This is a genomic window from Variovorax glacialis, assembly GCF_051216375.1.
Taxonomy (GTDB): Bacteria; Pseudomonadota; Gammaproteobacteria; order Burkholderiales; family Burkholderiaceae_C; genus Variovorax.
This window is the reverse complement of the sequence record NZ_JBPJZT010000018.1, coordinates 94,253-119,745: the sequence shown is the minus strand read 5'-3', so window position 1 is coordinate 119,745 and position 25,493 is coordinate 94,253. Positions and strand designations below refer to the sequence as shown.

At 64.6% G+C, this 25,493-nt stretch carries 25 protein-coding genes and 1 pseudogene; 13 read left to right on the top strand and 13 right to left on the bottom strand.

Annotated features, from left to right (window positions below; genetic code table 11):
• Positions 1-97: 97 nt before the first annotated feature.
• A pseudogene (locus ACSFBL_RS30500) lies at positions 98-297 on the bottom strand (transposase); the annotation flags it as partial.
• A 152-nt stretch (positions 298-449) separates the two neighbouring features.
• Between ACSFBL_RS30500 and ACSFBL_RS30495 the strand changes: the two are divergent.
• The 3 genes from ACSFBL_RS30495 (at position 450) to ACSFBL_RS30485 (ending at position 3,251) form a co-directional block, all read left to right on the top strand.
• Positions 450-884, top strand: a complete 435-nt coding sequence (locus ACSFBL_RS30495; protein WP_435519559.1) for a hypothetical protein — start codon at positions 450-452, stop codon at positions 882-884.
• 53 nt (positions 885-937) lie between these two features.
• Positions 938-1,549, top strand: a complete 612-nt coding sequence (locus ACSFBL_RS30490; RefSeq protein WP_435519558.1) for a class I SAM-dependent methyltransferase — start codon at positions 938-940, stop codon at positions 1,547-1,549.
• Between the two features lie 208 nt (positions 1,550-1,757).
• The gene (locus tag ACSFBL_RS30485; RefSeq protein ID WP_435519557.1) at positions 1,758-3,251 is read left to right on the top strand and encodes a glycosyltransferase; all 1,494 of its coding nucleotides are present in this window, start codon (positions 1,758-1,760) and stop codon (positions 3,249-3,251) included.
• Positions 3,252-3,488: 237 nt separating this feature from the next.
• Here ACSFBL_RS30485 and rfbC read toward each other — a convergent pair whose 3' ends face one another.
• The 5 genes from rfbC to ACSFBL_RS30460 all read right to left on the bottom strand — a co-directional run bounded on the left by rfbC (position 3,489) and on the right by ACSFBL_RS30460 (position 8,641).
• On the bottom strand, positions 3,489-4,037 hold the full coding sequence (gene rfbC, locus ACSFBL_RS30480; RefSeq protein ID WP_435519556.1) for a dTDP-4-dehydrorhamnose 3,5-epimerase: 549 nt from the start codon (positions 4,035-4,037) through the stop codon (positions 3,489-3,491).
• Positions 4,034-4,921: a glucose-1-phosphate thymidylyltransferase RfbA gene (gene rfbA, locus ACSFBL_RS30475; protein WP_435519555.1), complete on the bottom strand. Its 888-nt coding sequence runs from the start codon at positions 4,919-4,921 to the stop codon at positions 4,034-4,036. The genes rfbC and rfbA overlap by 4 nt, the downstream gene beginning before the upstream one ends.
• A 19-nt stretch (positions 4,922-4,940) precedes the next feature.
• Positions 4,941-5,831, bottom strand: a complete 891-nt coding sequence (gene rfbD / locus ACSFBL_RS30470; protein ID WP_435519554.1) for a dTDP-4-dehydrorhamnose reductase — start codon at positions 5,829-5,831, stop codon at positions 4,941-4,943.
• Positions 5,828-6,895, bottom strand: coding sequence for a dTDP-glucose 4,6-dehydratase (gene rfbB / locus ACSFBL_RS30465; RefSeq protein ID WP_435519553.1), 1,068 nt, complete (start codon positions 6,893-6,895; stop codon positions 5,828-5,830). The genes rfbD and rfbB overlap by 4 nt, the downstream gene beginning before the upstream one ends.
• A gap of 117 nt (positions 6,896-7,012) precedes the next feature.
• Positions 7,013-8,641, bottom strand: coding sequence for a hypothetical protein (locus ACSFBL_RS30460; protein ID WP_435519552.1), 1,629 nt, complete (start codon positions 8,639-8,641; stop codon positions 7,013-7,015).
• Between the two features lie 241 nt (positions 8,642-8,882).
• Between ACSFBL_RS30460 and ACSFBL_RS30455 the strand changes: the two genes are divergently transcribed.
• The 5 genes from ACSFBL_RS30455 to ACSFBL_RS30435 all read left to right on the top strand — a co-directional run bounded on the left by ACSFBL_RS30455 (position 8,883) and on the right by ACSFBL_RS30435 (position 13,227).
• Positions 8,883-10,700, top strand: coding sequence for a hypothetical protein (locus ACSFBL_RS30455; protein WP_435519551.1), 1,818 nt, complete (start codon positions 8,883-8,885; stop codon positions 10,698-10,700).
• A 77-nt stretch (positions 10,701-10,777) separates the two neighbouring features.
• Positions 10,778-11,281 carry a phasin family protein gene (locus ACSFBL_RS30450; protein WP_435519550.1) on the top strand — a complete coding sequence of 168 codons (504 nt, stop codon included), beginning with the start codon at positions 10,778-10,780 and terminating at the stop codon, positions 11,279-11,281.
• A gap of 117 nt (positions 11,282-11,398) precedes the next feature.
• Complete coding sequence (locus ACSFBL_RS30445) at positions 11,399-12,073, top strand: TetR/AcrR family transcriptional regulator (RefSeq protein ID WP_435519549.1); 675 nt, start codon at positions 11,399-11,401, stop codon at positions 12,071-12,073.
• Between the two features lie 10 nt (positions 12,074-12,083).
• Positions 12,084-12,914: a tetratricopeptide repeat protein gene (locus tag ACSFBL_RS30440; RefSeq protein WP_435519562.1), complete on the top strand. Its 831-nt coding sequence runs from the start codon at positions 12,084-12,086 to the stop codon at positions 12,912-12,914.
• Between the two features lie 58 nt (positions 12,915-12,972).
• Positions 12,973-13,227, top strand: coding sequence for an acyl-CoA-binding protein (locus ACSFBL_RS30435; protein ID WP_435519548.1), 255 nt, complete (start codon positions 12,973-12,975; stop codon positions 13,225-13,227).
• A gap of 128 nt (positions 13,228-13,355) precedes the next feature.
• Here the strand turns inward: ACSFBL_RS30435 and ACSFBL_RS30430 are convergent, their stop codons facing one another.
• From ACSFBL_RS30430 to ACSFBL_RS30420, 3 genes are read right to left on the bottom strand one after another with little or no spacing between them, the layout of a single operon-like run.
• Positions 13,356-13,694 (bottom strand): polyhydroxyalkanoic acid system family protein, encoded by a 339-nt coding sequence (locus ACSFBL_RS30430; protein ID WP_435519547.1) that lies wholly within the window; start codon positions 13,692-13,694, stop codon positions 13,356-13,358.
• Complete coding sequence (locus ACSFBL_RS30425; protein WP_435519546.1) at positions 13,687-14,847, bottom strand: aminopeptidase; 1,161 nt, start codon at positions 14,845-14,847, stop codon at positions 13,687-13,689. Before ACSFBL_RS30425 ends, ACSFBL_RS30430 begins: the two co-directional genes overlap by 8 nt.
• Positions 14,844-16,889, bottom strand: coding sequence for a molybdopterin-containing oxidoreductase family protein (locus tag ACSFBL_RS30420; RefSeq protein ID WP_435519545.1), 2,046 nt, complete (start codon positions 16,887-16,889; stop codon positions 14,844-14,846). The genes ACSFBL_RS30425 and ACSFBL_RS30420 overlap by 4 nt, the downstream gene beginning before the upstream one ends.
• 70 nt (positions 16,890-16,959) lie before the next feature.
• Between ACSFBL_RS30420 and ACSFBL_RS30415 the strand changes: the two genes are divergently transcribed.
• Positions 16,960-18,087: an ABC transporter substrate-binding protein gene (locus tag ACSFBL_RS30415; protein ID WP_435519544.1), complete on the top strand. Its 1,128-nt coding sequence runs from the start codon at positions 16,960-16,962 to the stop codon at positions 18,085-18,087.
• A 6-nt stretch (positions 18,088-18,093) separates the two neighbouring features.
• Here the strand turns inward: ACSFBL_RS30415 and ACSFBL_RS30410 are convergent, their stop codons facing one another.
• Together ACSFBL_RS30410 and argE are read right to left on the bottom strand one after the other, a co-directional pair.
• Entirely contained in the window at positions 18,094-19,317 is a 1,224-nt protein-coding gene (locus ACSFBL_RS30410) for a DUF445 domain-containing protein (RefSeq protein ID WP_435519543.1), read from the bottom strand.
• A 37-nt stretch (positions 19,318-19,354) separates the two neighbouring features.
• Positions 19,355-20,563, bottom strand: coding sequence for an acetylornithine deacetylase (gene argE, locus ACSFBL_RS30405; RefSeq protein WP_435519542.1), 1,209 nt, complete (start codon positions 20,561-20,563; stop codon positions 19,355-19,357).
• A gap of 111 nt (positions 20,564-20,674) precedes the next feature.
• Between argE and ACSFBL_RS30400 the strand changes: the two genes are divergently transcribed.
• Together ACSFBL_RS30400 and ACSFBL_RS30395 are read left to right on the top strand one after the other, a co-directional pair.
• Positions 20,675-21,874, top strand: a complete 1,200-nt coding sequence (locus tag ACSFBL_RS30400) for a M20 aminoacylase family protein (protein ID WP_435519541.1) — start codon at positions 20,675-20,677, stop codon at positions 21,872-21,874.
• Positions 21,871-22,971 (top strand): M14 family metallopeptidase, encoded by a 1,101-nt coding sequence (locus ACSFBL_RS30395; RefSeq protein WP_435519540.1) that lies wholly within the window; start codon positions 21,871-21,873, stop codon positions 22,969-22,971. The genes ACSFBL_RS30400 and ACSFBL_RS30395 overlap by 4 nt, the downstream gene beginning before the upstream one ends.
• A gap of 15 nt (positions 22,972-22,986) precedes the next feature.
• Here ACSFBL_RS30395 and ACSFBL_RS30390 read toward each other — a convergent pair whose 3' ends face one another.
• Entirely contained in the window at positions 22,987-23,760 is a 774-nt protein-coding gene (locus ACSFBL_RS30390; RefSeq protein WP_435519539.1) for a type III pantothenate kinase, read from the bottom strand.
• A 118-nt stretch (positions 23,761-23,878) separates the two neighbouring features.
• Between ACSFBL_RS30390 and lysM the strand changes: the two genes are divergently transcribed.
• On the top strand, positions 23,879-24,340 hold the full coding sequence (lysM, locus tag ACSFBL_RS30385; RefSeq protein ID WP_435519538.1) for a peptidoglycan-binding protein LysM: 462 nt from the start codon (positions 23,879-23,881) through the stop codon (positions 24,338-24,340).
• A gap of 125 nt (positions 24,341-24,465) precedes the next feature.
• Here the strand turns inward: lysM and ACSFBL_RS30380 are convergent, their stop codons facing one another.
• Positions 24,466-24,906 (bottom strand): rhodanese-like domain-containing protein, encoded by a 441-nt coding sequence (locus ACSFBL_RS30380; RefSeq protein ID WP_435519537.1) that lies wholly within the window; start codon positions 24,904-24,906, stop codon positions 24,466-24,468.
• Positions 24,907-25,058: 152 nt separating this feature from the next.
• Here ACSFBL_RS30380 and ACSFBL_RS30375 point away from each other — a divergent pair, with 152 nt between their 5' ends.
• Positions 25,059-25,484 carry a CopG family transcriptional regulator gene (locus ACSFBL_RS30375; RefSeq protein ID WP_435519536.1) on the top strand — a complete coding sequence of 142 codons (426 nt, stop codon included), beginning with the start codon at positions 25,059-25,061 and terminating at the stop codon, positions 25,482-25,484.
• Positions 25,485-25,493: the final 9 nt, after the last annotated feature.

Here is a 25,493-nt window from a genome sequence, read left to right as displayed (position 1 = left end):
CGCCGCACGCTTGGCCATCGCGGCCGAAGCCTGACCGATCAATAATGCAATCCCCGTGTCCTGCCTGGAGGAATTTAGGTGTCTACAGGTGGGGGAGTTTGAAGTGTCGTTCGGGGGCCTCGAGTTCACGCAGCCGCCGGGCATCGGGCACTTCCATGCCCCGTACTTGGCGCGCCATTTGTAGAAGGTCGCGTCGCTGAAGCCGCCCTTGCGGCACAGCTCCTTGATCGGCAGGCCGGCCTCGGCCTGCTTGATGGAACCGATGATCTGCTCCTCGGTGTATCTGCTCTTTCTCATGTCCGGCATTCTCCAAGTTGACGGACTTCGCTGCCATTGCGCTGGTACGGCTGCGAGGGGGCAGGTCACGCGAACAGCCGCAGATATCGGGATCGCAGATTGGGAGGTCATCCCTCGTTCGGCTACGATGCAACTCAAAGGAGCTAGGCGAGATGCTGCAATTCTTTCGGCGAGCAAGAAGGCTAGAGAACCCCGACGAGGCCACCGGCGCACCTGTCTCGGTCGCACCGGTCAAAACGCTGACCAGAGAGGATGTCACCAGCATCTACCTGCAGGTACTTCGCCGACCGCCGGAAAGTGAAGCCACCGTCGAATTGCACTTCTCGGCACACAACACGCCGGAAGGGTTCCGTGCGAGCCTCATGCAAAGCGATGAATACCGGCTTCTGTCGACTTTCAGCAGCGGCCGGAAGGTTCAACTCGCGGACCTGGACGCCGAGGTCAATCATCTCGCTGAGCTTGGGGAAAGTGATCAAGACGCGTACCACGCACAGCTCAGCGCCTTCTGGCTCGACATTCCTCCTTGCTCCGAGCCGCCAAACTCCGCCGATATGCACAGTGGGTCCTGGACAACTATGCGGCTATAGCGAATCGGTCCTACGAGCACGCAAGCGAGGTCACATCATTCGACATCGACGCAATGGCCGCGCGCCCTTACCCCTACAGCACCGGCGATGCCAAGATCATCGGCGACCAGTTGATGGCCGTCGGGCATGTGATCCAGTCTATGAGCTTGAAGCGTGCGGCCCGGGTTCTCGAATTCGGATTTGGCTGGGGCAACACAACCGTGCAGTTGGCGCTTTCCGGCTACCAGGTCACCGGCATTGATATCACGCCGAGCTTCGTCGAACTGGTGCAGCGACGCGCGGGGACGCTCGGGCTGGATGTTGATGCGAGCGTCGGCACGTTCTTCGACGTTGAGCACATGGAACAGCAGTTCGATGCGGTGCTGTTCTTCGAGGCATTTCACCACTGCTCGGATCATGTGCGCCTGCTGAAGGCGATACCCCGGGTGCTCAAGCCGGGCGGCAAGCTGGTGCTGGCTGGCGAGACCATCAACAATGCGCTGCCCTACCCTTGGGGCATCAACCCAGACGGGCAGGCGATCTACTGCATCCGCCAGTTTGGCTGGCTTGAACTCTCATTCCGCGAGGACTACCTCTTGCCGCTGCTCGATGAGTTGGGGTGGAGGGTGACGAAGCACCCATTCAGCAACGCTGCGGGGATCACCTACGTCGCGGAACGGAAATAGGCTTGCGGCCCAGAAACGGGAAGAGCCCCCGGCCGAAGCTGGGGGCAGTTCATTTCGCTGTGGTTGGTAACCGACGGGCTGCGGCTTCGTTGTCGATGCTCGTAGACTCCTACTATTCAGAAAGCGCTAGCGTATGCAGTGACTTGCAGGCCATAGCAGCCTGCCCAGCAGCATTGGCAAACCGGGCAATAAAGGTCGTTCTCCATATATGCGGGTGCTCTACTTCACCGTGGTTCCGCTTGCGGCGCCTGGCAATGGCGGGAGCATTTGCTGCCGAAACCATGTCGAACGCCTCTCGGCTGATCTTGGCATAGATCTCTTCGCCATGACGGCTGGGCCGTTGGCATGGAAGTCTGGGACTGATGCCTTCTTCGCCGGTCTGAAGGTCCAGCATCATTTCCAACCCTTCAAGGAAGGGAACGTCCACCACGAGTCCAATGGTATCCGCTCGATCGCGCGATTCGCATGGAGCGCGGTCTTCCAATTGCCCTGGGAAATGCAAGCCCTAAATCAGGAACACATTGAGGAAGGTATCGCCTGGGCGGTCCGCGTCTACAGCATCGATGTCATCGTCATCGATTACCACCCCAGCACACTCTTCCTGCGGCTGCCTCGCTCGGATGCGAGAACGGCCCTAATTAGCCTAAACCGGGAGGGCGACTTCTACGGCGATCTAATCCGCGTCGGTAACACACATCACGGTCGCCTCACAGCCAGGGTCAGCCTTGCCCGCGCCAATCGTTGGGTGAGGCGCGTTGATGCCTCCGTGGACCAGTTAATTGCCATCGGACCGCCCGACCTGCCGCGGCATCCGACGCGTCGCCCCCCCGTTTGCATCACTCCGTATCTCGATCCCAAGCGGAACCGATGGGCCTATGCGGGGACGAAGCGCCTATTTTTCGTTGGCGCCTATGGGCATTATCCCAATCGTCTCGCCATAGAGTGGCTGACGCGCGAGTTCGCGCCCGCCCTCCGGGCGATCGGATCTGATGGCTTGGTGACAATAATCGGTGCGTCTGCGGCAGAGGTTCCCGATGCGCCTTCCAATGTCCAGTTGCTCGGGCTAGCCGATCGCGATGAGGTTGAGCGGCAATTTTGCACCTGCGCCCTGATGCTCTGCCCGGTGGAAAACGACTACGGCGTGAAGTTCAAGGCATTGGAGGCGCTGTCATATGGAGCGCCGCTCCTCGCCTCGCGCGAGACCATGTTGGGGCTGCCGCATCTCTCGGAGAATCCGTCTTTCGACCTACGAAATCCAGCAGGGGCCGCATCTCAGGTCGCGGAGCTGCTTGCCAGCAGAGATCGCATCGAAGCGCTGTCCGCCGCCCAGCAGCGCCAGCAGACGACGTTCATTGCGAGCCAAACTAACGTCTGGTCCGCAGCGCTGTGGCCTCTTTCTCGTTCGGCTACCATGCAACTCAAAGGAGCCAGGCGGCTACTGCAATTCTTTCGGCGAGCAAGAAGGCTAGAGAACCCCGACGAGGCCACCGGCGCACCTGTCTCAGTAGCACCGGTCAAAACGCTGACGAGAGAGGATGTCACCAGCATCTACCTGCAGGTACTTCGCCGACCGCCGGAAAGTGAAGCCACCGTCGAATTGCACTTCTCGGCACACAACACGCCGGAAGGGTTCCGTGCGAGCCTCATGCAAAGCGATGAATATCGGCTCCTGTCGACTTTCAGCAGCGGCCGGAAGGTTTAACTCGCGGACTTGGACGCCGAGGTCAATCTACACGCTGAGTTTGGGGAAAGTGATCAAGACGCGTACCACGCACAGCCCAACGCCTTCTGGCTCGACATTCCTCCATGCTCCGAATCGCCCCGATTCGGACCTATATGCGCGGGTCATAGACAACTATGCAGAGATCGCGAATCGATCCCACGAGCACGCGAGCGAGGTCACGTCATTCGACATCGACGCCATGGCCGCGCGGCCGAATCACTCGAACAGTTCGGCACGCTCCAGGGCGGATGCCGCCAGATCCTTTGCTGACAACACAGGCTGCAGCCCCACTTCCGGCCACGTGATGCCGAGGCCCGGATCGTCCCACCGGATCGCACGCTCGTATTGCGGTGCATAGTAGTCGGTGGCCTTGTAGAGGAAATCCGCCGATTCGCTGACGACCAGAAAGCCGTGCGCGAATCCCTCAGGCACCCACAGCTGCTTCTGATTCTCTTCCGAAAGTTCGACGCCCACCCACCGACCGAAGGTCGGAGAGGACCGTCGGATGTCAACCGCCACATCGAACACCGTGCCCTTCACGACCCGCACCAGCTTCCCTTGCGGTTGCCGGATCTGGTAGTGCAGCCCCCGCAGCACGCCCTTGACCGAGCGCGAATGGTTGTCCTGGACGAATTCGACATGCCGGCCAACGGCCTCGTCGAAGGCCTTCTGGTTGAAGCTCTCAAAGAAGAATCCTCGCGCATCGCCGAACACCTTGGGCTCGATCACGAGCACTTCCGGATTGGCGGTGGGAGTGACTTTCATGTGCGCACCTCGTCAGTCAGAAGGTGGATCAGGTACTTGCCATACCCACTCTTTTCCAGCGGCCTGGCAAGAACCTCCAACTGCTCGCGCGTGATGAAGCCATTGCGCCACGCCACTTCTTCGGGGCAGGCGATCTTGAGCCCCTGCCGGTGCTCCAGCGTCGCGATGAACTGCCCAGCCTGCATCAGGCTGTCGTGCGTCCCGGTATCGAGCCACGCATAGCCGCGCTGCATGATCTGGACGCTGAGCTTCCCCTGTTCTAGGTAGGCCTGGTTGACTGCCGTGATCTCCAGCTCGCCGCGCGCGCTCGGCTTCACCGCCTTGGCGATGTCGACAACCTGGTTGTCGTAGAAATACAGCCCCGTCACCGCGTAGCTGCTCTTGGGCTTCACGGGCTTTTCCTCGATGCTGCTGGCCTTGCCGCTGGCATCGAACGCGACCACGCCGTAGCGTTCCGGATCCTGCACGTGATAGGCGAACACGGTCGCACCGGACTGCTTCGCGTCGGCATCGGACAGCAGGTGGACTAAGTCATGGCCGTAGAAGATGTTGTCGCCCAGCACCAGCGCGCTCGGCGCATCGCCGATGAACTCGTCGCCGATGATGAAGGCCTGCGCCAGGCCATCAGGGCTCGGCTGCACCGCGTACTGAATGTTGATGCCCCACTGGCTGCCGTCGCCGAGCAGTTGCTGGAAACGCGGCGTGTCCTGCGGCGTGCTGATCACGAGGATGTCGCGCATGCCGCCGAGCATCAGGGTGCTCAGCGGGTAATAGATCATCGGCTTGTCGTACACCGGCAGCAGCTGCTTGCTGATCGCGAGCGTCGCCGGATGCAGCCTGGTGCCGGAGCCTCCCGCCAGGATGATGCCTTTGCGTTGCGTCATAGGTCCTTCTTTTCCAGAGTCAGAGGGTTTCGCGCAGCATGCGCGAAACGCCGTCCCGCCAGTCGGGCAGGACGAGGCCGAAGGTCGACCGGAGCTTCGACGTGTCCAGCCGCGAGTTGTGCGGCCGGACCGCAGGCGTTGGGAACGCGCTGGTCGGCACCGGATCGACCTCGTCAGGCCCCGCCTTGAGCGAGACGCCCGCGACGAGCGCGCGCCCGAGCACGAAGCGTGCATAGCCTGCCCAGGTCGTCTCGCCACCGGCAACCAGGTGGTAGAGCCCCGCCTTGGCCGGATTGCGCAAGGTGTCGCGGATCGCGTGCGCGGTCACATCGGCCAGCAACTCGGCGCCAGTCGGCGCACCGAACTGGTCGTCGATGACGGTCAGGCGCTCGCGCTCCTTCGCAAGCCGCAGCATGGTCTTCGCGAAGTTTCCGCCCCGCGCGGCGTAAACCCAGCTCGTACGGAAGATCAGGTGGCGCAGGCAGTGCTTTGCAACGAGCAGCTCGCCGTCAAGCTTGGTGCGGCCGTACACGCTGAGTGGGCCAGTCGCATCGGACTCCTTCCAAGGCGTATTTCCTCTGCCGTCGAAGACATAGTCGGTCGAGTAGTGGACCATCAACGCGCCGATGCGACCAGCGGCCTCCGCGATCACGCGCGGCGCGACCGCATTGAGCTTGCGCGCGAACTCGGGCTCGCTCTCAGCCTTGTCAACCGCCGTATGTGCAGCGGCATTGACTATCACGTCGGGCCGCACCGCGAGGACCATTTCCGCGAGCAATTCCGGGCGACTGAAGTCCGCATGATGCTCCGTGCTGTCGTGGTCGAGCGCCACGATTTCGCCGAGCGGCGCCAAGCTGCGCTGCAACTCCCAGCCGACCTGCCCGCCCTTGCCGAGCAGCAGCACCTTCATTCGCCGGCTCCGGCGTAGTGTTTCTGCACCCACTCGCGGTAGGCGCCACTCTGGACGTTGCGCACCCACTCGCCGTTCGCCAGATACCACTCGACGGTCTTGCGAATGCCGGTGTCGAATGTCTCGGCCGGCTTCCAGCCCAGTTCACGCTCGAGCTTGCGCGCGTCGATCGCATAGCGGCGGTCATGCCCCGGGCGGTCCGTCACGTAGGATATCTGCTCGCTGTACTTGCAGCCGTCCGCGCGGGGGCGCAGTGCGTCGAGCAAGGCGCACACGGTGTGGACGATCTCAATATTGGGCTTCTCGTTCCAGCCGCCGACGTTGTAAGTCTCGCCAAGCTTGCCGGCCTCGAGCACGCGACGGATTGCGCTGCAGTGGTCCTTCACGTAGAGCCAGTCACGCACCTGCATGCCGTCGCCGTACACCGGCAGCGATTTGCCGGCGAGCGCGTTCACGATCATCAACGGTATGAGTTTCTCGGGGAAATGGAATGGGCCGTAGTTGTTGGAACAGTTCGTGGTGACCACCGGCAGCCCGTAGGTGTGATGCCAGGCGCGCGCCAGGTGGTCGCTGGCAGCCTTGCTAGCCGAATAGGGGCTGTTGGGCTCGTACTTGTTTTCTTCGGTGAAGGCCGGGTCGGTCGCCGAAAGCGAGCCGTACACCTCGTCGGTCGAGACGTGCAGGAAGCGGAAAGCATCCTTCTCCTCCGTCGGCAGAGCACTCCAATAGCCACGAACGGACTCAAGCAAACGGAACGTGCCCAGCACGTTGGTCTGGACGAAATCCTCGGGTCCGTGGATCGAGCGATCCACATGCGACTCGGCGGCAAAGTTCACCACAGCGCGCGGCCTGTGCTCCGCCAGCAGGCGGTCGAGCAACGCGCTGTCACCGATGTCGCCCTGGACGAAGATGTGGCCGGGGTCGCCGCTCAGGGACTCCAGGGTCTCGAGATTGCCGGCATAGGTCAGTTTGTCGACATTGACGACCGCTTCGGCGCTCTGGGCCAGCCAGTCGAGCACGAAATTGGCGCCGATGAAACCGGCGCCACCGGTGACCAGGATCATGGGGTTCCCCGTATATGGACTGAAAGAGGCCGCTGTCGGCGGCGTCGGCGAATTATCCCATCGGGAAAGGCGACAGCCAGACGTTTGCCCTATCGGCCAGGGAATCCCATCGGGCGGTCAAGCCTCTTGATGGAGGGGAACGGCTCGGCAAGGCGAGCGCTCAGCGGTACGTGGCGATCGTCGCACGGCGCGCATCTCGAGTCGCAGCCGATGCAACCCGAAACCCAGGCGGCGGGCATCTCCACTCATTCCCGCGTCCGACGGACTGATCGGATTCCGAACATGCAAATTGAGCTCCAGCACGCGTCGACCACTGGCTGCCGGCAACGGCAAGCTCAAGGTGACTTCCCCTCCATCCGCCCCCGCAGTCTTTCGAACCAGGGGACGGCGAGCCGGGCCTCCGTTGAGGCCCACCAGAAGTTCAGGGGGCTCTCCGTGGGTCGGCATGAAGGGATGACCGACAAGCAGAATTTCAGCGCCAACCGAGGCATCAACCTGCGTCTCGATCAGGACGACGATCGAGGCCCGCTCGCCGTCCGACCAAACCCCCCAGGGTTCCGGGGACGACCAACCTTCGCCAAGCCACGCGGTCGCAGATGACCCTTCGGCAAGGTCGCAGTCCGTTTCGAGCTGGACACGCGGCGAAACTCGCAAGCCCTTCTGCGCGCCACTCAGGCCCCAGCGCATGCCGAGCGCATGATCCAGCGTGTCCTCCCTGAAACCGTCGTTAGGCCCTGCGAATCTGGTTCGCTTCGGGAAGACAGCACGAAGTGCCCGATCCAGGTAGCCCTGAGCCGCACAGATCTCGGCCATCGTCTCCATCGAGGCAATCGTCGCCGGCACTGAATACCAATGCGAACAGCCCCGCGGCAGTCGGCTCGGATTGTTTCGATCCGCATCGATCAGGTATTCGACGGGCTTCAGGAAATACTCGGCTTCTCGCAGCGTGCCCGAAGACAGTCCGCAGACGAGGCGCAGATTGTCGGCACACAACAATGCGTAGACGTTCTCGTTGGTCCACAGGGCGTTCGACACGCTGCGCGCAAGTTCATCCAGATGCGACACGGCGGGCTCGTACGGGTGGCGTTTGATCAGGAGCAGATCGACACTCTTCGCAAGCTCCCGCACGCGATCCACTGCATCGACCGGGCGTGCCAACTTCCCCTTCTCGACAAGCGCGAGGTCCACGGACGTCTGACCAACGAACAAGCCGACGCTCACGCCGGAGTCGAACAGGCTCCGACCGCCACGGCGAGCGAAATATCCCATGAGCGCCGCGGCGTCGTTCCACGAATGTCCATCGTCGATTCGAAGGCCTTGCAGAGCCTTTTCCGTCGGCCCGTCATTGGTCCGCGCACAGAATTTGAGATGCCGTGTGAAGCGAATCGGATCGATCTCGAGGTCAATGAACACAGCCCCGCTGTTGTCGACGTAGTTCAACAACGAGGGCGGCATCCCCCATCCGATCACAAGGCATCGCGAATCCAGGTCGGGCAATCGGCCTGCCCGGCTGGCCGCCGAAATGTCGGCGCCGGACGCTTGCGCCCAGCCACCAACACAGCGCGGCAGCGACAAAGCGTCCATGGCCGCCGCCACGTCGATCGTGCCGCCGTCGCTCGAAGCAAATGCTTCATCGCAGACAAGGCCCAACCGTGTCGCGGCCGACTCGAACAACTTCCGAAGGAACTGACGATTAAGGGGATGAGAAGACAGTCCGTTGTCGGACGAGCGAAAGAAGTCGTCCACGAAAACGAAAGCTCATTGATTCTTGTACGTGGGGCACACTGCCGGCAGCAGGCCATTCAGTAGTACTTTCGATTAAAAAAGTACCGAACATCCATTCAGGTCAGCCGGCAGTCAGCCCGAATTATCGTCAGCCGAAGCGCCTTCGGCGTGTAGGACAGTCGCCAAGGTTTCTTTGGTAAAGCCTGGAACTCACTTTCATCGCGCTGAATCCGACTCGCCAAATCAGGCTTCAGGACATGCAATGACGACCGTCAGTCGCTTTGACGAGATCGTGTTCACGGACGACTTCTTTCGCTCCGTCGACAACACGCTGCAATCGCATCCTTCGAACCGCCGCTTTCTTTTTCGGGCACTCGGCCTTCAGGCCGAACGGCTCGGCATTCATTGCAACGAAATAGCCGCACTCAGCGATGGCGGTGAACTCGACGTGGCGGCGATGATGGGCGTGCTGGGGCTCCCTCGTGATCCTCACGGCTGGGCGAAGACGGCGCTGGCCGACCTGCAGCCGCTTGAGGAATCCGGGTTGATTCCGCGCTTCACGTCCACCACGCTGGTGATCGGCTGGGGCATGCCGCCATCGCTGATGCGCCATGTCGATCGCTGCGGCGCGTCGTTCATTGATCTCGAAATCGCACCGATCCGTTTTGGCGCTCACCTCGCCTTCTGCGCAAGAACCAACGACCGCCTGATCGAGGAAACGCTCGAAGGCTGGCGGATTGGTGAAGAGGACTTCTGGAATGAAGCCGCCGTTCTCAAGGGATATTTCGCCCGCCGAGGCTCATCGAACATCTTTGACAAAGACCTGAGCGTCGGATTGTTCTGCGGACAGACCAGCGTCGATCTGGCGCTCGTCCAGAACGGCGAGATTGCGCGCCCGGCGGATGTGATCGAGCAGGTCAGGCAACTCGCCAGGCAGGTGGATATCCTGGCGATCAAGCCGCATCCGAACGAAGAAAGCCTGGGCCATCTGGAGCATCTCGCGGCGAACATACCCAACGCAGCCTGGACCGACGCCAATATCTATGGGCTCCTGGCTTCAGACAATCTGAGCTTCGTCTGCGGGCTTTCGTCGGGTGCATTGCAAGAGGCCGACTACTTCATGAAGCGGTCGTTTCGTCTGATCTCGCCCGACAGAAACAACCGCACCAAGCTTCCGCCGAACTGCTCGGACTGGATTCCCATCGGACCGCGCATCTTGTCGCTGCAAGGCATGGCGAAGATCTGTTCAGTGGCTGGCCCTGCCACAGGACGCATCTCGAGCGTTCAGGAAGATGCCCTGGATCGCGCGTTCGGGATGCGCTGGGGACTGGATCCGAACAATCCCGGGCTGAACAATTTTCCCCAACTGACGCTGGACCACGCCTACGACATCTGTGCCGGCCGCGATGCGACCGCGTGGCTGACCTTCGGCTGGAGTTCGCCCGAAGCGGCGGGCGTCTGGACGGTCGGAGAGCGCGCCTGCATCGTCATTCCGTTGCGGGCCGACGCATTCGCGAATGAAAAGACGATCTCGATCACGTTGCACGGCACGATCTACGCCCCATCGCCCTCACGCGCGCCAACTGTTCGCGCCTGGCTCAACGGGCAGCGCGCGAATGTCCAGATCCGCGACGGCCGCACGCAATTGGCCGGCACGACCTTCAGGTTCCTGCGCCCCGACGCCGACCCGCAGGTGAAGGCACTGGTGATCGAACTCGACATCGCCGACCCTCTGCGCCCGACCGACTTCGGACACAGCGGCGACAGCCGGCGCCTCGGTTTCAACTTGCAGAAGTTGTCCGTTGAGAGGGAAAGCCCAAGGGATCAGCGCGACACCATGCAGGCCTCACCAATGCCCCACAGAGAAAGAGAAAGCGGCAAGAACACCGCCAAGGGATGGGCCGTCGCAGCGACATGCGCTCTCCTGGCCGGCGTGGCAGCCTTCCATGGCGGCGGCCCCGACGGCCGCAGGGAGGAAGCCAACGCCTCGGCGTGGATCGAACTGAAGCATTCCGTTTCCGCCGGCATCGACACGATCCGCGGCGACCTCCAGGCCCTCTTCTGGCAACACCACGCCTAGCGCCACTGGATGCGCGGCCCTAAAAGCCAGTCGGCCGGTGATCTACATTCAGGCTATTCCCACTCGGAGATCCGTCCATGGAAAAGCCACCGCCAAACAGCGACGACCCCGCATCGGCCGCCACCGACCGTATCAAAGATTCCGCCCAACAAATCTGGCTCGCCGGCCTCGGCGCCTTCGCCAAGATGCAGCAGGAAGGCAGCAAGGCTTTCGAGGCGCTGGTGAAGGACGGCGTCGGCGTCCAGAAGAAGACCCAGCAGGCCGCCGAGGAAACCCTGGCCCAGGCGCAGGCTCGGATGGCCGGATTCGCCAGCGAATTCGGCACCAAGGCGGCGGGCGGCTGGGGAAAGCTGGAGAACATCTTCGAGGACCGCGTCGCGCGCGCCCTCGAAAAGCTCGGCATGCCGTCGGCACAGGAGGTGGCGGCACTGCAGGCGCGGGTGGAAGCCCTCGAGGCGCAGTTGAAACGCAAGGATGCCGCCGACGCGCCGGCTCGTCCGACGCCGCGCAAGGCCGCCGCGCGCAAAGCCTCGGAAGCCGCGAAGCCTTCGCAGCGCCACAAGGCGCCGGGAAATAGCTGACCCGGCCTGACCGGAGACTGAGCCCCGCCGCCGGCCGCGGGGCAAGCGGTGATCGCCGCACCTGCGGCGGCGTAGTTGCGCTAGAGTGTCCCCCAGAGACAAAAACGGGGCTCCGACATGGCCAAGAAAGCGCCACGCCGCACTGCGCAACGCATCCTCGAAGCCGCACTTGACCTGTTCAACCGGTTCGGGGAGCCGAACGTCTCGACGACCTTGGTGGCAGCCGAACTCAACATCAGCCCCGGCAACCTCTACTATCACTACCCCGCCAAGGACGAGCTGATCAATCGGCTCTACGAAGGCTACGAGACCGAACTCGTCACCCTGCTGCATGCGAGCGAGGGGGTGCACGACGTCGAGGATGCATGGTTCTTCATGCACAGCCTGTTCGAGCTGATCTGGCGTTACCGTTTCCTCTATCGCGACCTGAACGACCTGCTGAGCAAGAACAGGCACCTCGAGACGCAGTTCCAGATCGTGCTCAAGAACAAGGCGCGGGCCATTCGCGCCCTGCTGGCCGGACTGAGCCGCGCCGGCCATCTCGACATCGATGCGCGCGAAGTCGACACGCTCGCGCAGAGCATGGTGGTGGTGCTGACCTACTGGCTCAGCTATGAATACGTCCGCAATCCGCGCGAGGCGCTCGAGCCCGCGCATGCCCAGGGCGCCCTGCTGCGAGGCGCCCATCACACACTGCACCTGCTGGCACCCTATCTGGCGACGGAGCAACGGCGGCATCTGCTGACGCTCAGCAGCGCCTATGCCGGCGAAGATCAATCTGCAACGGTCTGACCTCTATCGAATGACCCCACCGGACCTCCAACCTCTCTCGCTGCTGTCCGTCGGCGCCCCACCCCCACCGGGGCAATGGACCCGATTGCCCTATCACGACGCCCCCCGCTTCGACACCTCCAACCTGTTGACGCACTGGCCACGCCTCCATGCCGGCCAAGGCCTGCAGCCGCCCGTGCCGGGACCCCTGGCCGAGGGCTGGGCGCTCTATCACAGCGGCGAGTTCGAACGGGCAGCGGCCATCGGCCTGAAGCACGGCCGCGAAGGCCTCGCGCTCGCCAATCAGGCCACCGCCATCTACGCCAACTACCTCGAGCCGCGCGAGGCGGTCCGGCTGGCGCTCTTCAAGCAGGTGGCCGAGCGAGCTACGGCGCAGGTGGCTTCGGAGCCCGACAACTGCCAGGCCCTCTATTGGCAGGCCTATGCGCTGGGGCGCTACAGCCAGGGGATCAGCGTGGCGCGCGCGCTGGCGCAGGGACTGGGCAGCAAGGTCAAGGGCGCCCTCGAGCGCGTGATCGAACTGCAGGCGCACCACGCCGATGCGCACGCGGCGCTCGGGGCCTTCCATGCGGAAGTCATCGACAAGGTCGGCTCGCTGGTCGGCCGCATGACCTACGGCGTGCGCGCCGAAACCGCCATCGAGTTGTTCGAGCGCAGCCTGCAGCTCAATCCACACTCGGCCAGCGTCCTCATGGAATACGCGCGCGGGCTGCTGATGCTGCAGGGCGATTCGCGCATGGCCGAGGCCACGCGCCTCTACGAAAAGGCGGCGTCGCTCGAGCCGGCCGATGCGCGCGAGCGGCTCGATGTCGAACTGGCACGCGCCGGCCTGTCCGATTGAAATTTATAGACGGCTACGTCACTTAAGATCGGGTTTTTGACGAAACCCCTCCTCCGCCATGTCCGACCTGAACGCCCAGTTCGAAGCCGCCCAAGCCAACTCCAAATTGCTCGCCGAGCGTCCGGAGAACCCGACGCTGCTCAAGATCTACGGTCTCTTCAAGCAGGCCACCGCCGGTGACAACGCCGAGAAAAAGCCGAGCTTCAGCGACATCGTCGCCCGCGCGAAGTGGGATGCATGGACGTCGCGCAAGGGCCTGGGCGCCGACGAGGCCAAGCAGCAGTACATCGACCTCATCGAGTCACTGAAATAGATCGTCCCCCAGGCTTGCCCACTTCGTGTGGCCGCCAACCCCCTCTCCGGGGGCAACCCCGGCGGACCGGCTGAGCCGGTTCCGCGGGGTTCCTGGGCTCGGGCGCGCCGCTTTTGGCGTCGTGCGTCTTAAAGCCAATCTTTGTCGTTGTAGGCATCGTCGTCGTCAGCGGTCGACTTGTCGCCCAGCAATTCGTCGAGGTTCTGCTGCAGGCGCTGTTCGATCTGCTCGCTGAAGCTCGCGAAGAGGAAGCCGAGCGTGGCGTTCAGGGTGAAGCGGCTGCCGCTGACTTCCACGGTGCCGTCGATGCCGGCGCGGGTGAACTGGCCCACGTCGCAGGTCTCGCCTTCGTCGTAGGAGCATTCGATGCCGTAGTCTTCTTCGACCTTTCGCATCCATCGGTGCGCGACCTCGCGCGCTGCGGCCAATCCCAGGTCATGGTTGCGTTCGATGTGGATTTCAGACACCGGGGGCTCCGTTCTTCGTGTTGTTGGGCTTGCAGCAGGGTGCCTGAGTTTGCTTGAGGTCCGTCGATAGGGGCGTGCCTGTCTTGAGCGCCAGGTCGCGCCCATCCTTGGGCATCTTGGCCAGTTGCCTGACGGCGGCGTAGAAGCGCGGCCAGTCTTCGCCCTCGCGCTCGAACAGGGCCTCGAAACCCGGCACGAGTTCGTCGTAGGCCGCCTGCGCACCGAAGCTCGCGTTGTTCGCGCGGGCCACCCAGGTGTCGTAGGCGCCCTGCCGGGGGCCTGTCCAGGACGCACGCAGCGTCGCATAGCGCTGGCGGAATTCGTCCATGGCCGCCTTCTTGCGGGCATCCACCGCTTCCCAGTCCTTGGCCTCCGCGTCCTTCGACGTGTAGATCTCCTGCAGCGCGCGCCGGGTGTCGGCGGTGAGCGCGCGGAACTGCTGGCGGCGCGCGTCGAACTGCGCGTACTCCTGCGCCGCCGCCTCGCTGGCGTGGGTCTTCAGCCAGCGCGCCCCCCCGATGCGCTCCACGGCGGTCGCGAAGGATTCGTTGAACATCGTGTCGCCCGGCACGTACAGCACCTGGTGCGCCAGTTCATGGAAGACGATGCGCGCCAGTTCCCCTTCGGGGTAGCCGATGAAGGTGGAGAGCAGCGGATCGCCGCCGGCCCAGTTCATCCAGCCGAGCGTCGAGTACGCGGGCACCGGGTACACGGACGTCTCCAGGCCCTGCGCCTGCAACTCGGCGGCCTCCGCCTTGGCCGCGGCCTCGTCGTAGTAGCCCCGGTAGCCGACGCAGCCGGCGACCGGGAAGCACCAGGTCTTCAAGGTCAGCGAATGCGGAGAAGCGGCCACGACGTTCCAGAGCGCGGCGTTGCGGTGCAGGTCGGCGTAGGCCTTGTAGCTGTCGTTGTCGGGCAGGCCAAGCTCCGTCACCGCATAGCGGCGGAGCCGCGTTGTCAGTTCGAGCTTGGTCTTGAGCGCGTCGGAAGTCGTCGGGTCTTCGAGCCACTGGTCCACCGGACGTGCCGCCCGCATCAGCCCCAGGTGGCCACTGGCCGATTGCCAGTAGTAGCCCAGATCGGCGCAACCCGCCAGCAACGCCATCCCTGCGACCGCCGCGCATGCTGCGAGACGCCCGCGTCCGACTTTCATGGCGAGACCGCAGCCTCGGTGACGGACTCCACCTCGACGAGGCAGTCGTAGAAGGTCGGGCCGCGTCCGATGTCCGTCAGCCGCTGGCTCGTGAGCTGGTTGACATTCGTGCCGTCCATGCCGAGCTTGCGCCACCAGATGCCGAGGCCGTGCACCACGCCTGGCCGGGCGCGCCGCGAGACTTCGGCGCGGCAGCGATGCTCGCCGCGCTGGTTGAACACGCGCACCGTGGCGCCGTCCACGATGCCGCGCGCCGAGGCGTCCGCTTCGTTGATTTCGAGCAGCGGCTCGCCTTCGATCGAACGCAGGCTACGAACGTTGACGAAGCTCGAATTGAGGAAGTTGCGCGCCGGCGGCGAGATCATCGCGAGCGGGAATTCCTTCGAGCTGCCCGCGGGTTCGTAGTTGGGCACGTGATCGGGCACGCCGTCCTGGCCCTGCGCGGCCAGCCGCGCGCTGTAGAACTCGCAGCGTCCGGACGGCGTCGGGAAATTGCCTTCTGCGTAAGGCGCGTCGGGCAGTTTCAGCGTCGCGAATCCCTGGGCCATGAGTTCCTCGAAGGCGACCGCTTCCTCGCTGAATGCGGTGCGGCACAAGGTCTCGTCGTCGTCCGCGAAGCAGGGGTCGTCGAAGCCCATGCGTCTCGCCAGTTCCCGGAACACCCAGGTGTTGCTGCGCGCCTTGCCGCGCGGCGCGACCGCGGGCCGGTTCAGCATCACGTCGGTGTGGCCGTAGCTGTAATGAATATCCCAGTGCTCCAGCTGCGTGGTGGCCGGCAGCACGTAGTCGGCGTAGTCGGCGGTGTCAGTCTGGAACTGTTCGAGGACGACGGTGAAGAGGTCCTCGCGCGCGAAGCCGGCGACAACCTTGCCCGACTCCGGCGCGATGGCGACGGGATTGCTGTTGTAGACGACCACGGCCTCGATCGGATTCGCCTCGTCGAGCAGCGCGTCGCCGATGGAGGCCATGTTGATGGTGCGCGGGCGCCGGCCGTCAAGCAGGTCGGGCCGCTGCAATGCCGCACGGTCCACCGGGAAGAGACTCGAACTGCTCAGCAACAGGCCGCCCGCCCGATCGCGCCATGCGCCGACCAGCGCCGGGAGGCACGCCACCGCGCGGGCCGCGTTGCCGCCGCCTCGCACGCGTTGCATTCCGTAGTTGAGCCGGATGGCCGCCGGCCTGGTCGTTCCATAGGCTCGCGCCAGTTCGACGATCTGCGCCTCCGGCACGCCGCAGACGGCTGCCGCGCGCGAAGGCGGCCACTGCAACGCGCGCTCGCGAAGCTGCGCCCAGCCCACCGTGTACCGCTCGATGTAGTCGTGATCGAGCCAGTCGTTCACGATCAGCTCGTGCATCAGGCCGAAGGCAAGGGCCGCATCGGTGCCGGGCAAGAGCGCGATGTGTTCGTCGCATTTGTCCGCCGTCTCGGTCTTCCGCGGATCGATGCACACCAGCCGCGCGCCGGCGCGTTTCGCGGCTTGCGCATGGCGCCAGAAGTGCAGGTTGCTGGCGATCGAGTTGCTGCCCCAGATCAAGATCAGCTTCGCTTCCGCGAAAAACTCGACCCGCATTCCCACCTTGCCGCCCAAAGTAAAACCTAAGGCCTCACCCCCGGCGGTGGAGCAGATCGTGCGGTCCAGAAGCGACGCGCCGAGCTTGTTGAAAAAACGACGATCCATCGATTCGCCCTGCACGAGACCCATCGTTCCGGCGTAACTGTAAGGCACAATCTTTTCCGGATTGTTACTTCTGATCGCACGGAGTCGCGCGGCGATGTCGTCCAGCGCGGCCTCCCATGTCACCGGCTCGAAGAGGCCACTCCCCTTGGGTCCGGAGCGCTTCAAGGGTTGCACAAGACGTTCGGGATGGTGGTTCCGTTCGATGTAGCGCGAGACCTTGGTGCAGAGCACGCCCGCGGTGTGCCGATGGGCCGGATTGCCCTGCAGCTTGATGGCCACGCCGTCCTGAACGGTCGTCACGAGCGCACAGGTATCGGGGCAGTCATGCGGGCATGCGCCGAGCACTTGGGTTTGGAGAGTCATGAGTCAACAGGGGCAACAGCCAACAGGCGAGTCTAAGTTCTGCGTCGCGAATGCGCGCTGAGGGGTTTTCATGAAATTGAATCGCAGGCATTTTTCGATCGCTACCGGCGCGGCGGCACTCGCCGGCTTTCAATCGGCACGGGCGCAGAGCGAAACGCCGATCGTCCTGGGCCAGTCCGCACCGTTCACCGGACCGGCCGCGCAGCTCGGCATCCAGTTCTACGAAGGCGCCAAGCTCTATCTCGACCAGTACAACGCACAGCCCGGGCACCGCGACGTCGCGATCAAGTTCCTGGACGACGGCTATGAGCCCGATCGGTGCGCCGCCAACACCAAGAGGCTGATCGACGACGAAGCCTTTGCGCTGTTCGGCTACATTGGCACGCCCACCAGCCTTGCGGCCTTGCCGCTGGCGGTGAACGCCAAGATCCCCTTCATTGCGCCCTTCACCGGCGCGATGGCGCTGCGCGAGCCCTTCCACCGAAACGTGTTCCATCTGCGCGCCTCGTACAACGACGAGACCGCGCTCATCGTGAAGCAGCTCACCCACCTCGGCCTGAAGAAGATCGCGGTCTTCTATCAGAACGATGCCTACGGCAAGGCCGGTCTCGACGGCGTCACGCTGGCCCTGTCGCAACTGGACCTCAAGCCGACCGCGCTCGCCACGGTGGAGCGGAATTCGGTCGACGTCGCCACGGCGGTCAAGAGCATCGTTGCGGCGCGTCCCGACGCCGTGGTCCAGGTCAGCGCCTACAAGTCGTGTGCCGCCTTCATCCGCGAAGCGCGCAAGGCCGGGTACGGCGGCACCTTCTTCAACGTGTCTTTCGTCGGCACGCAGGCGCTGGCCGACGAGCTCGGCAAGGACGGCGCCGGCGTGGTGGTCACGCAGGTCGTGCCTTCGCCCTACAACGCGGCGAACGGCATCACGCGCGAGTTCAACGACGCGCTGCGCAAGGGCGGCGGCAACACCAAGGCCAACTTCTCGAGCCTGGAGGGCTTCCTGGCTGCGAAGGTGCTGGTCGAAGGGCTGCGGCGGGCGCCCGGCAAGGTCAGCCGCGAGGGCCTGATCGCCGGGCTCGAAAGCATCGACCGACAGCAGTTCGGCGGCTTCGAGGTCTCCTTCTCGCCGCGCAACCACGTGGCGTCGAAGTTCGTCGAGCTGTCAATGATCACGGGCGACGGACGCATCCGCACCTGAGCCGACTCAGCTCTTCCAGAACTGTGTGGCGGCATGGATCGCCAGGCCGACCAGGCCGCCCACCAGCGTCCCGTTCACCCGGATGAACTGCAGGTCGCGCCCAATGTTCAGCTCGAGTTCCCGGGTCATCTCGTCGGCGTTCCATTCCTCGACCCGCTCGACGATGTAGCGGCGGATGTCCTCGCGGTAGCGTTCGATTGCACGCGGCGCCGCATCGACGATCTGCTCGTTGATCCAACGCCGCATCGCTTCGTCGGCATGCAGGCGCGCGCCCATGGCGCCCGCCATGGAAACGATCCGCTGGCGGATGCTCGAATCGGACTTCGCCAGATCGCTGTGCAGCCAGTCGAGCACCTCGCTCCAGAGTCCGTGCAGATAGTCGCCGAGCGCGGGATGCGCCTGCAGGTCGGCGCGGATCGCTTCGCCGCGTCGCTGGAATTCGGGGTCGGTCTTGAGGCGTTCGACGAAATCGGCCATGAAGGCATCGAAGCGCTGCCGCAGCGGATGCGCCGGGTCGCCGGCCATTTCGGCGATGGTGCGCGCCACGGCCGCCACGATCTTGCGGGTCGCAAGCTTCGCCGCGACCTGGTCCAGCCCCACGTAGCGCAGCGCCTTGACCTCGCGCGCGATCGCCTCGGTGATGCGCTCCTGCACCTCCTCGCCTTCGACGACGCCGGCGACCTGCACCAGCACGTCGTCGAGCAGCGCCTGGTGCCGTCCGCCCGCGGTCAGCGCGTCGAGCGCCTGCCCAGCCAGGCGTGACACGTCGACCTGCGCCAGCCCCGCCGTCGCCATCCGGCCGAGGAAGTCTCGGACCCGCGTGTCGTCGAAGGCGGTCAGCCCGTAGCGCACCGCGGCCACCAGGTGCTCGCCGAGTTTTTCAGCGCGATCCGGCCGCGAGAGCCAGTCTGCGAGCCGTGCCGCCGGATCGACCTGTTCCAGCTTGGCCAGCACCTGCGGTGTACTCAGGAAGTTGTTGCAGATGAAGCCGGCCAGCTTGGCACCGATGCGGTCCTTGTTGGCCGGGATGATCGCCGTGTGCGGAATGGGCAGTCCGAGCGGATGCCTGAACAGGGCGACGACGGCGAACCAGTCGGCAATCGCGCCGACCATGGCCGCTTCGGCAAAGGCCGCGACATAGCCCCAGCCCGGATGCCGGGGCTCGAGCGCCGTCGCCACTGCGTAGAGCAGCGCGGCAGCGCACAGGAGGCCGAGCGCAATGCGTTTCATGGTCCGCACGCCGGCGCGCGGCGACCCGGCGCCGGACTCAGCGGATCTCCTTCGTCGCCGCCAGCCCCTGCAGAAACGCTTCGCAGCGCGCCAGCTGATCGAGCGTCACGTACTCGTCGGGCTGGTGCGCCTGGGTGATGCTGCCGGGCCCGCACACCACGGTCGGGATGCCCGCGTTCTTGAAAAGGCCCGCCTCGGTACCGAGAGCCACCAGCGTGGTCCGCGACTCCCGGGCAAGCCGCTGCGCGAGCCGTGTGACGGGATCGTTGGCAGAGCCCAGGAAGCTCGGGACCTCGCAGATGGTCTCGAAGCTGAACCCGGCATCGGGCGCGACCTTCTTCATCGCGGCCTCCGTGCGGCTCGCGTAGGCAACGATTTCCTTCTGCATCTGCGCCGCGTCGGCGGTCGGCAAGTTGCGGAATTCGTAGCGGAACTCGGCGTCGCGCGGGACCACGTTGTCGGCGATGCCGCCATGGAACTGGCCCACGCTCGCGGTGCTGAAAGGCACGTCGAAGCCCGCATAGCGCGGCTCGTCGCGCTCGAAGCCCTCGGCCATGTCGCGCAGTTTGCCGACCACCCGCGCCGCCATCTCGATGGCATTGACCGACTGCGGCGTGAGCGACGAATGCGCTTCCTTGCCGCGCACGCAGCACTTGTAGCGGTACACGCCCTTGTGCGCGATGGCCGGGATCATCAGGGTCGGCTCGCCGATGATGCAGGCCAGCGGCTTGATGGCCTGGTCCTTCATGTCCGCGATGAGTTCGCGCACGCCGAAGCAGCCCACTTCCTCGTCGTAGCTGAAGGCGAAGTGCACCGCCAACGGCGAATCGCTCTCGATGAAGTACTCGGCGTTGGCCAGCGCGAGCGCGATGAAGCTCTTCATGTCGGCCGATCCCCGCCCGTAGAGGCGCGGCTCGACAACGGCCACGTCGGCGTCCGCATCGTCCTGCGGCCAGTCCTGAACGATGGCCGAAAGCGGATCGACGCTCCACGCCTGCCCATCCCATGGCACCGTGTCGGTGTGTCCCGAGAGGATCACGCCGGCCTTCTTGCCGGCACCCAGGGTGGCGAAGAGATTGGCCTTGGTCTTGTCGGCGTTGTAGGTGATCCGGCTGCGCACGCCCAGCCCGGCCAGATGGTCGCGCGCGAAGTCGATCAGCTCCAGATTGCTATTGGCGCTTACGGTGTTCATGCGCACCAGGGTCTGCGCGAGTTCGAGGCTTCGGGGGGAGAGCACATGTGACATGCGGACCATTGTCCCGGAAGTCCGCGATGGCGCCCGCGGCTCGATCATCAGGGACTCCGCTCAGAGGCATGATCTTTGCGGGCACACCCCGCAAAGCCTAGACTCCTTCCCATGAAACTCATCGATTCCCTCGTCACCCAGGCGGCCGGCATCGCCACCGTGCGACGCGACCTGCACGCTCATCCCGAGCTCTGCTTCCAGGAAGTCCGCACCGCCGACGTGGTGGCGGCCAAGCTCACCGAATGGGGCATCCCGATCCACCGCGGGCTGGGCACGACCGGCGTGATCGGCATCGTCAGGAACGGCACCAGCAGCCGCGCCGTCGGCCTGCGCGCCGACATGGACGCCCTGCCGGTGACCGAGCTGAACACCTTCGCGCACGCGAGCCAGCACCCCGGAAAGATGCACGCCTGCGGGCACGACGGACACACGGCGATGCTTCTCGCCGCAGCGCAGCATCTGGCGACGCACCGGAATTTCGACGGCACGGTCTACCTGATCTTCCAGCCCGCCGAAGAAGGCGGCGGCGGTGCGCGCGAGATGATCAAGGAAGGGATGTTCGAGCAGTTCCCGATGGAAGCCGTCTTCGGCATGCACAACTGGCCCGGCATGAAGGCCGGCCAGTTTGCCGTGAGCCCGGGTCCGGCGATGGCGTCTAGCAACGAGTTCGTCATCACGATCCGCGGCAAGGGCGGCCATGCGGCGCTGCCGCACACCGGCATCGATCCGGTGCCCGTGGCGTGCGAGATGGTGCAGGCCTTCCAGACCATCATCACGCGCAACAAGAAGCCGACCGACGCCGGGGTGATCTCGGTCACGATGATCCACGGGGGCGAAGCCACCAACGTGATCCCCGACACCTGCGTGCTGAAGGGCACGGTGCGGACCTTCTCGCTCGAAGTGCTCGACCTGATCGAGTCGCGCATGAAGAAGATCGCCGAGCACGTCAGCGCCGCGCATGACACGGAGTGCGACTTCTACTTTCATCGCAACTATCCGCCGACCATCAACAGCGCAGCCGAGGCCAACTTCGCGCGCCGCGTGATGGCCGGCATCGTCGGCGAGGACAACGTGCTGGTGCAGGACCCGGCCATGACGGCCGAGGACTTCGCCTTCATGCTGCTGGAAAAGCCGGGCGCCTACGCTTTCATCGGCAACGGCGACGGCAGCCATCGCGACGGGCACCACGGGGGCGGTCCGTGCATGCTGCACAACGCCAGCTACGACTTCAATGACGACCTGATCCCGTTGGGCGCGACCTGCTGGGTGCAGTTGGCCGAGCAGTTCCTTGCGCAAGGGGCGGCCGCATGATCGGCGTCGGCGAGGCCTTCTCGTCCCGCTACCTGCTGGCCCGGCAGAAGTACCTGCAGGCCTGCGCGAGCGCCGGGCTTGCCGTGCAATCGCACGTTCACCCGTTGAAGGGGCGCGACGGCGAGGAACTGGCGATGGACGTCGCCCTCGACGGCAGCCCCGATGCCGAGCGCCTGCTGATCGTGACCAGCGCCTGCCACGGCGTCGAAGGCTATTGCGGCAGCGGCGTGCAGATCTTTGCGCTGCACGACGACGAGTGGCGCCAGAAGGCGCGCGACCAGGGTGTGGCGGTGCTCTACGTGCATGCGCTCAATCCGCACGGCTTTTCACACGGCCGGCGGGTGACGCACGAGAACGTGGACCTCAATCGCAACTTCTTCGACTTCGGTGGGCCCCTGCCCGTCAACGAGGCGTACGCCAGCCTCCACTCGCTGCTCCTGCCCGCCGAGTGGCCGCCGACAGCGGAAAACCATGCGGCGATCGCGGCATGGATCGACCAGCACGGCGCGGCCGCCTACCAGGCCGCCGTGACGAGTGGCCAGTACCAGTTCCCGGACGGCCTCTTCTTCGGCGGCAACGCGCCGACATGGAGCAACGGGACCATCCGCGAAGTCCTGCGAACGCATGCGAAGTCGACGCGACAGATGGCGTGGATCGACCTCCATACCGGCCTCGGGCCCAACGGCATCGGCGAACGCATCTTCTCGTGCAGGGACGACAAGGCCGCCTACGCGCGCGCCAATGCATGGTGGGGCACTCCGGCGGCGCCGGTGACATCGATCTACGACGGATCGTCCACCTCCGCATTCCTGACCGGGCTGATGTGGAGCGCGGTCTATGAGGAGTGCCCGCAGGCCGAGTACACGGGGATCGCGCTCGAATACGGGACCGTCCCCGTCATGGAAGTGATGGGTGCGCTGCGCGCGGACCACTGGCTGCACAACCATCCCGAGGCGCCGGCCGAACTTGCTGCATCGATTCGCGCGGAGATGCTTCGGGCGTTCTATACGGACACCGATGCGTGGCGCGGGCAGATCATCAGCCAGGCCCGGCAGGCGATGTTCCAGGCCGTGGACGGCCTGACGGGAAACCGCTGAAGGTCTGCGGGACGATCAGCCGGGCAGCAAGCGCTCCTCGGCGATCACGAGCAGGCCATCCATGATCAGGCTGTCCACGAGCTCGAAGTCGCCGTTCATGCTCGGCGCCATCTTCCAGCCCGCCCCTCCCGTCACGTAGCAGGCGGGCTCGGCGCCGCAATGCGCCCGCACGTGCTGCACCATGCGCTCGACCGCACCGGCGATCGCGTAGGTGCCGCCGCTCGTCAGGGCATCGCTGGTGTTGGTCGGAAACTCGCGCACTTCGCCGGTCGGCACATGCAGGCCAGCGGTGCCCGATTCGAGGGCGCGCAACATGATCCCGTGCCCCGGCAGGATGAGGCCGCCAAGAAATTTCCCGTTGGCATCGACGGCCTCCACGGTCACGGCCGTGCCGATCATCACCACGACCATCGGCCGCACCGGTCCTTGCGACAGCATGCGATGGCGCGCGCCGATCATCGCGACCCAGCGATCGGCACCCAGGCGCGTTGGATGGTCGTAGCCATTCACGATGCCGGCTTCGGCGAGGCTGGAGACCACCCAGCGCGGCGAGCAGTCGAAACGCTCCACCACCTGTTCTTCGGCGCGGCGTCGCACCGCATCGCCGGCCACCACGCAGCCGAGCATCGACGTGGGCGGAGGCAGGTCGGCCCACGGTCCCTCGGCAAGGCGCTCGATGTGATCGAGGAACTCGGCTCCATGCGCCAGCAACTCGGCACCAGGCCGCGCCACGTCGTAGAGGGACCATTTGAGGCGGGTGTTGCCGATGTCGATCGCGAGGAATGCCATGCGCGGCATTATTGCGAGTTGTGCTTACGGCCGCTTGCATATGCGCAGGCCGGCCCCGCCGGGACCGTCAAATTCCGGGGTTAAAGTGGCCGCTCCAATATTCAATCAAGGAGTAACCATGGGTTTGCTAAGTTTCATCAAAGAAGCGGGCGAAAAACTGTTCGGCGGATCGGCTGCGCATGCAGCGGAACCCGATGCGAACAAGGTGGCGGCCGACGCCATCAAGACCTACATCGAAACCCAGAACCTCGGACTCACGGACCTGGCGGTGACGTACGTCGCCAGCAGCGGCGTGGTCACGCTGTCCGGCAATGCGCCGTCGCAGGAAGCCAGCGAGAAAGCATCGCTCGCGGCCGGCAACGTTGCCAACGTGACGCAGGTGGACAACAACCTGGTCGCGCCTGCCGCAGATCCGGCGCAATACCACGACGTTGTTCGCGGTGACACGCTCTCGGCCATCTCGAAGAAGTACTACGGCGACGCCAACAAGTACAACGCGATCTTCGAGGCCAACAAGCCGATGCTGAGCCATCCGGACAAGATCTATCCGGGCCAGAAGCTCCGCATCCCCAAGCTCTGACTCGCCCCCAGGCTGCGCGCACTTCGTGTCGCTTCGCCTACCCCCTGACCGGGGGCAACACCGGTGGACCGGCGGAGCCGGTTCCACGGTGTTTCTTGAAAGGAAAAGGCCCCTTGGGGCCTTTTTTATTTTTGCTTCCAGGGGAGGCCGCGGAGGCGCCAGCCGCCTTTTTGGCCGCGGTGGCCCTGGTCGTCGGTGTCGCCTTCGAAGCCTTCGAGGATGTTGTAGGCCTCGATGCCTAGTTCTGTGGCGTGCTTGGCTGCGGAGACGGAGCGGACGCCGCTGCGGCAGAGCAGGACTGCTTTTTTTCCGGCGGGGACTGCGGCGCGCAGGCCCTCGTCGAAGTTCGGGTTGAAGGCCATTCCGGGCCATTGCTTCCACGCGAGGCCGACGGCGCCGGGGACATAGCCGACCCATTCACGTTCTGCATCGCTGCGCACGTCGACCAGCACGGCTTCCCCGCTCGTCATCCAGAGTGCGGCCTGCTCCGGTGTGACGTCGCCGGCATAGCCTGCGGCCGGTTTCACGCCGAGTCTGTCCTGGGCGGGGGCGTTCGGGTGGCTCATCTGCATTCCTCGGTACGGGTTGTGAATTCCTGCATTCGATTCTCCCAGTTCATGAAGACCCTCCGGCGCAAAGCAGCAGGATCGTCAGAAATGTATAAACCCTCCTGAAAACATCCCCACACCATCCAGCTGGATGGTGATAGGATGGCGCCATGCAAACCGAACATGCACCACCGGCCCTGCGGACCCGGCTGCCCGACGCCGAGAAGATCACCATCAACCTGGGCTACGTCGACCTCGGGCACATCGACCTGATGGTTGCCGAAGGCTTCTATTCCAACCGGACCGACTTCATCCGGACCGCCATCCGCAACCAGCTCACCGCCCACGGCGAGGCGCTGAAGCAGGTGGTGGCCCGCAAGATGCTGGTGCTCGGCTTGCAGCAATTCAGCGTCGCCGATCTCGAAGCGGTCCGCCGCGCCGGCGAGAAGCTCGAGATCCGGGTGCTCGGCCTTGCCAGCATCGCGGCGGACGTGACGCCCGAGCTCGCGCTCGAGACCATCGGATCGATCACCGTGCTCGGTGCCCTGCACGCGAGCCCCGCCGTCAAGGCTGCCCTGGCCGACCGGGTCCATTGAGCAGTTCAA

Coding starts and splice junctions, on each gene's coding strand:
- ACSFBL_RS30495 (WP_435519559.1), top strand. CDS start 450: ATGCTGCAATTCTTTCGGCGAGCAAGAAGGCTAGAGAACCCCGACGAG.
- ACSFBL_RS30490 (WP_435519558.1), top strand. CDS start 938: ATGGCCGCGCGCCCTTACCCCTACAGCACCGGCGATGCCAAGATCATC.
- ACSFBL_RS30485 (WP_435519557.1), top strand. CDS start 1,758: ATGCGGGTGCTCTACTTCACCGTGGTTCCGCTTGCGGCGCCTGGCAAT.
- rfbC (WP_435519556.1), bottom strand. CDS start 4,037: ATGAAAGTCACTCCCACCGCCAATCCGGAAGTGCTCGTGATCGAGCCC.
- rfbA (WP_435519555.1), bottom strand. CDS start 4,921: ATGACGCAACGCAAAGGCATCATCCTGGCGGGAGGCTCCGGCACCAGG.
- rfbD (WP_435519554.1), bottom strand. CDS start 5,831: ATGAAGGTGCTGCTGCTCGGCAAGGGCGGGCAGGTCGGCTGGGAGTTG.
- rfbB (WP_435519553.1), bottom strand. CDS start 6,895: ATGATCCTGGTCACCGGTGGCGCCGGTTTCATCGGCGCCAATTTCGTG.
- ACSFBL_RS30455 (WP_435519551.1), top strand. CDS start 8,883: ATGACGACCGTCAGTCGCTTTGACGAGATCGTGTTCACGGACGACTTC.
- ACSFBL_RS30450 (WP_435519550.1), top strand. CDS start 10,778: ATGGAAAAGCCACCGCCAAACAGCGACGACCCCGCATCGGCCGCCACC.
- ACSFBL_RS30445 (WP_435519549.1), top strand. CDS start 11,399: ATGGCCAAGAAAGCGCCACGCCGCACTGCGCAACGCATCCTCGAAGCC.
- ACSFBL_RS30440 (WP_435519562.1), top strand. CDS start 12,084: ATGACCCCACCGGACCTCCAACCTCTCTCGCTGCTGTCCGTCGGCGCC.
- ACSFBL_RS30435 (WP_435519548.1), top strand. CDS start 12,973: ATGTCCGACCTGAACGCCCAGTTCGAAGCCGCCCAAGCCAACTCCAAA.
- ACSFBL_RS30425 (WP_435519546.1), bottom strand. CDS start 14,847: ATGAAAGTCGGACGCGGGCGTCTCGCAGCATGCGCGGCGGTCGCAGGG.
- ACSFBL_RS30420 (WP_435519545.1), bottom strand. CDS start 16,889: ATGACTCTCCAAACCCAAGTGCTCGGCGCATGCCCGCATGACTGCCCC.
- ACSFBL_RS30415 (WP_435519544.1), top strand. CDS start 16,960: ATGAAATTGAATCGCAGGCATTTTTCGATCGCTACCGGCGCGGCGGCA.
- ACSFBL_RS30410 (WP_435519543.1), bottom strand. CDS start 19,317: ATGAAACGCATTGCGCTCGGCCTCCTGTGCGCTGCCGCGCTGCTCTAC.
- argE (WP_435519542.1), bottom strand. CDS start 20,563: ATGTCACATGTGCTCTCCCCCCGAAGCCTCGAACTCGCGCAGACCCTG.
- ACSFBL_RS30400 (WP_435519541.1), top strand. CDS start 20,675: ATGAAACTCATCGATTCCCTCGTCACCCAGGCGGCCGGCATCGCCACC.
- ACSFBL_RS30395 (WP_435519540.1), top strand. CDS start 21,871: ATGATCGGCGTCGGCGAGGCCTTCTCGTCCCGCTACCTGCTGGCCCGG.
- ACSFBL_RS30390 (WP_435519539.1), bottom strand. CDS start 23,760: ATGGCATTCCTCGCGATCGACATCGGCAACACCCGCCTCAAATGGTCC.
- lysM (WP_435519538.1), top strand. CDS start 23,879: ATGGGTTTGCTAAGTTTCATCAAAGAAGCGGGCGAAAAACTGTTCGGC.
- ACSFBL_RS30380 (WP_435519537.1), bottom strand. CDS start 24,906: ATGAGCCACCCGAACGCCCCCGCCCAGGACAGACTCGGCGTGAAACCG.
- ACSFBL_RS30375 (WP_435519536.1), top strand. CDS start 25,059: ATGCAAACCGAACATGCACCACCGGCCCTGCGGACCCGGCTGCCCGAC.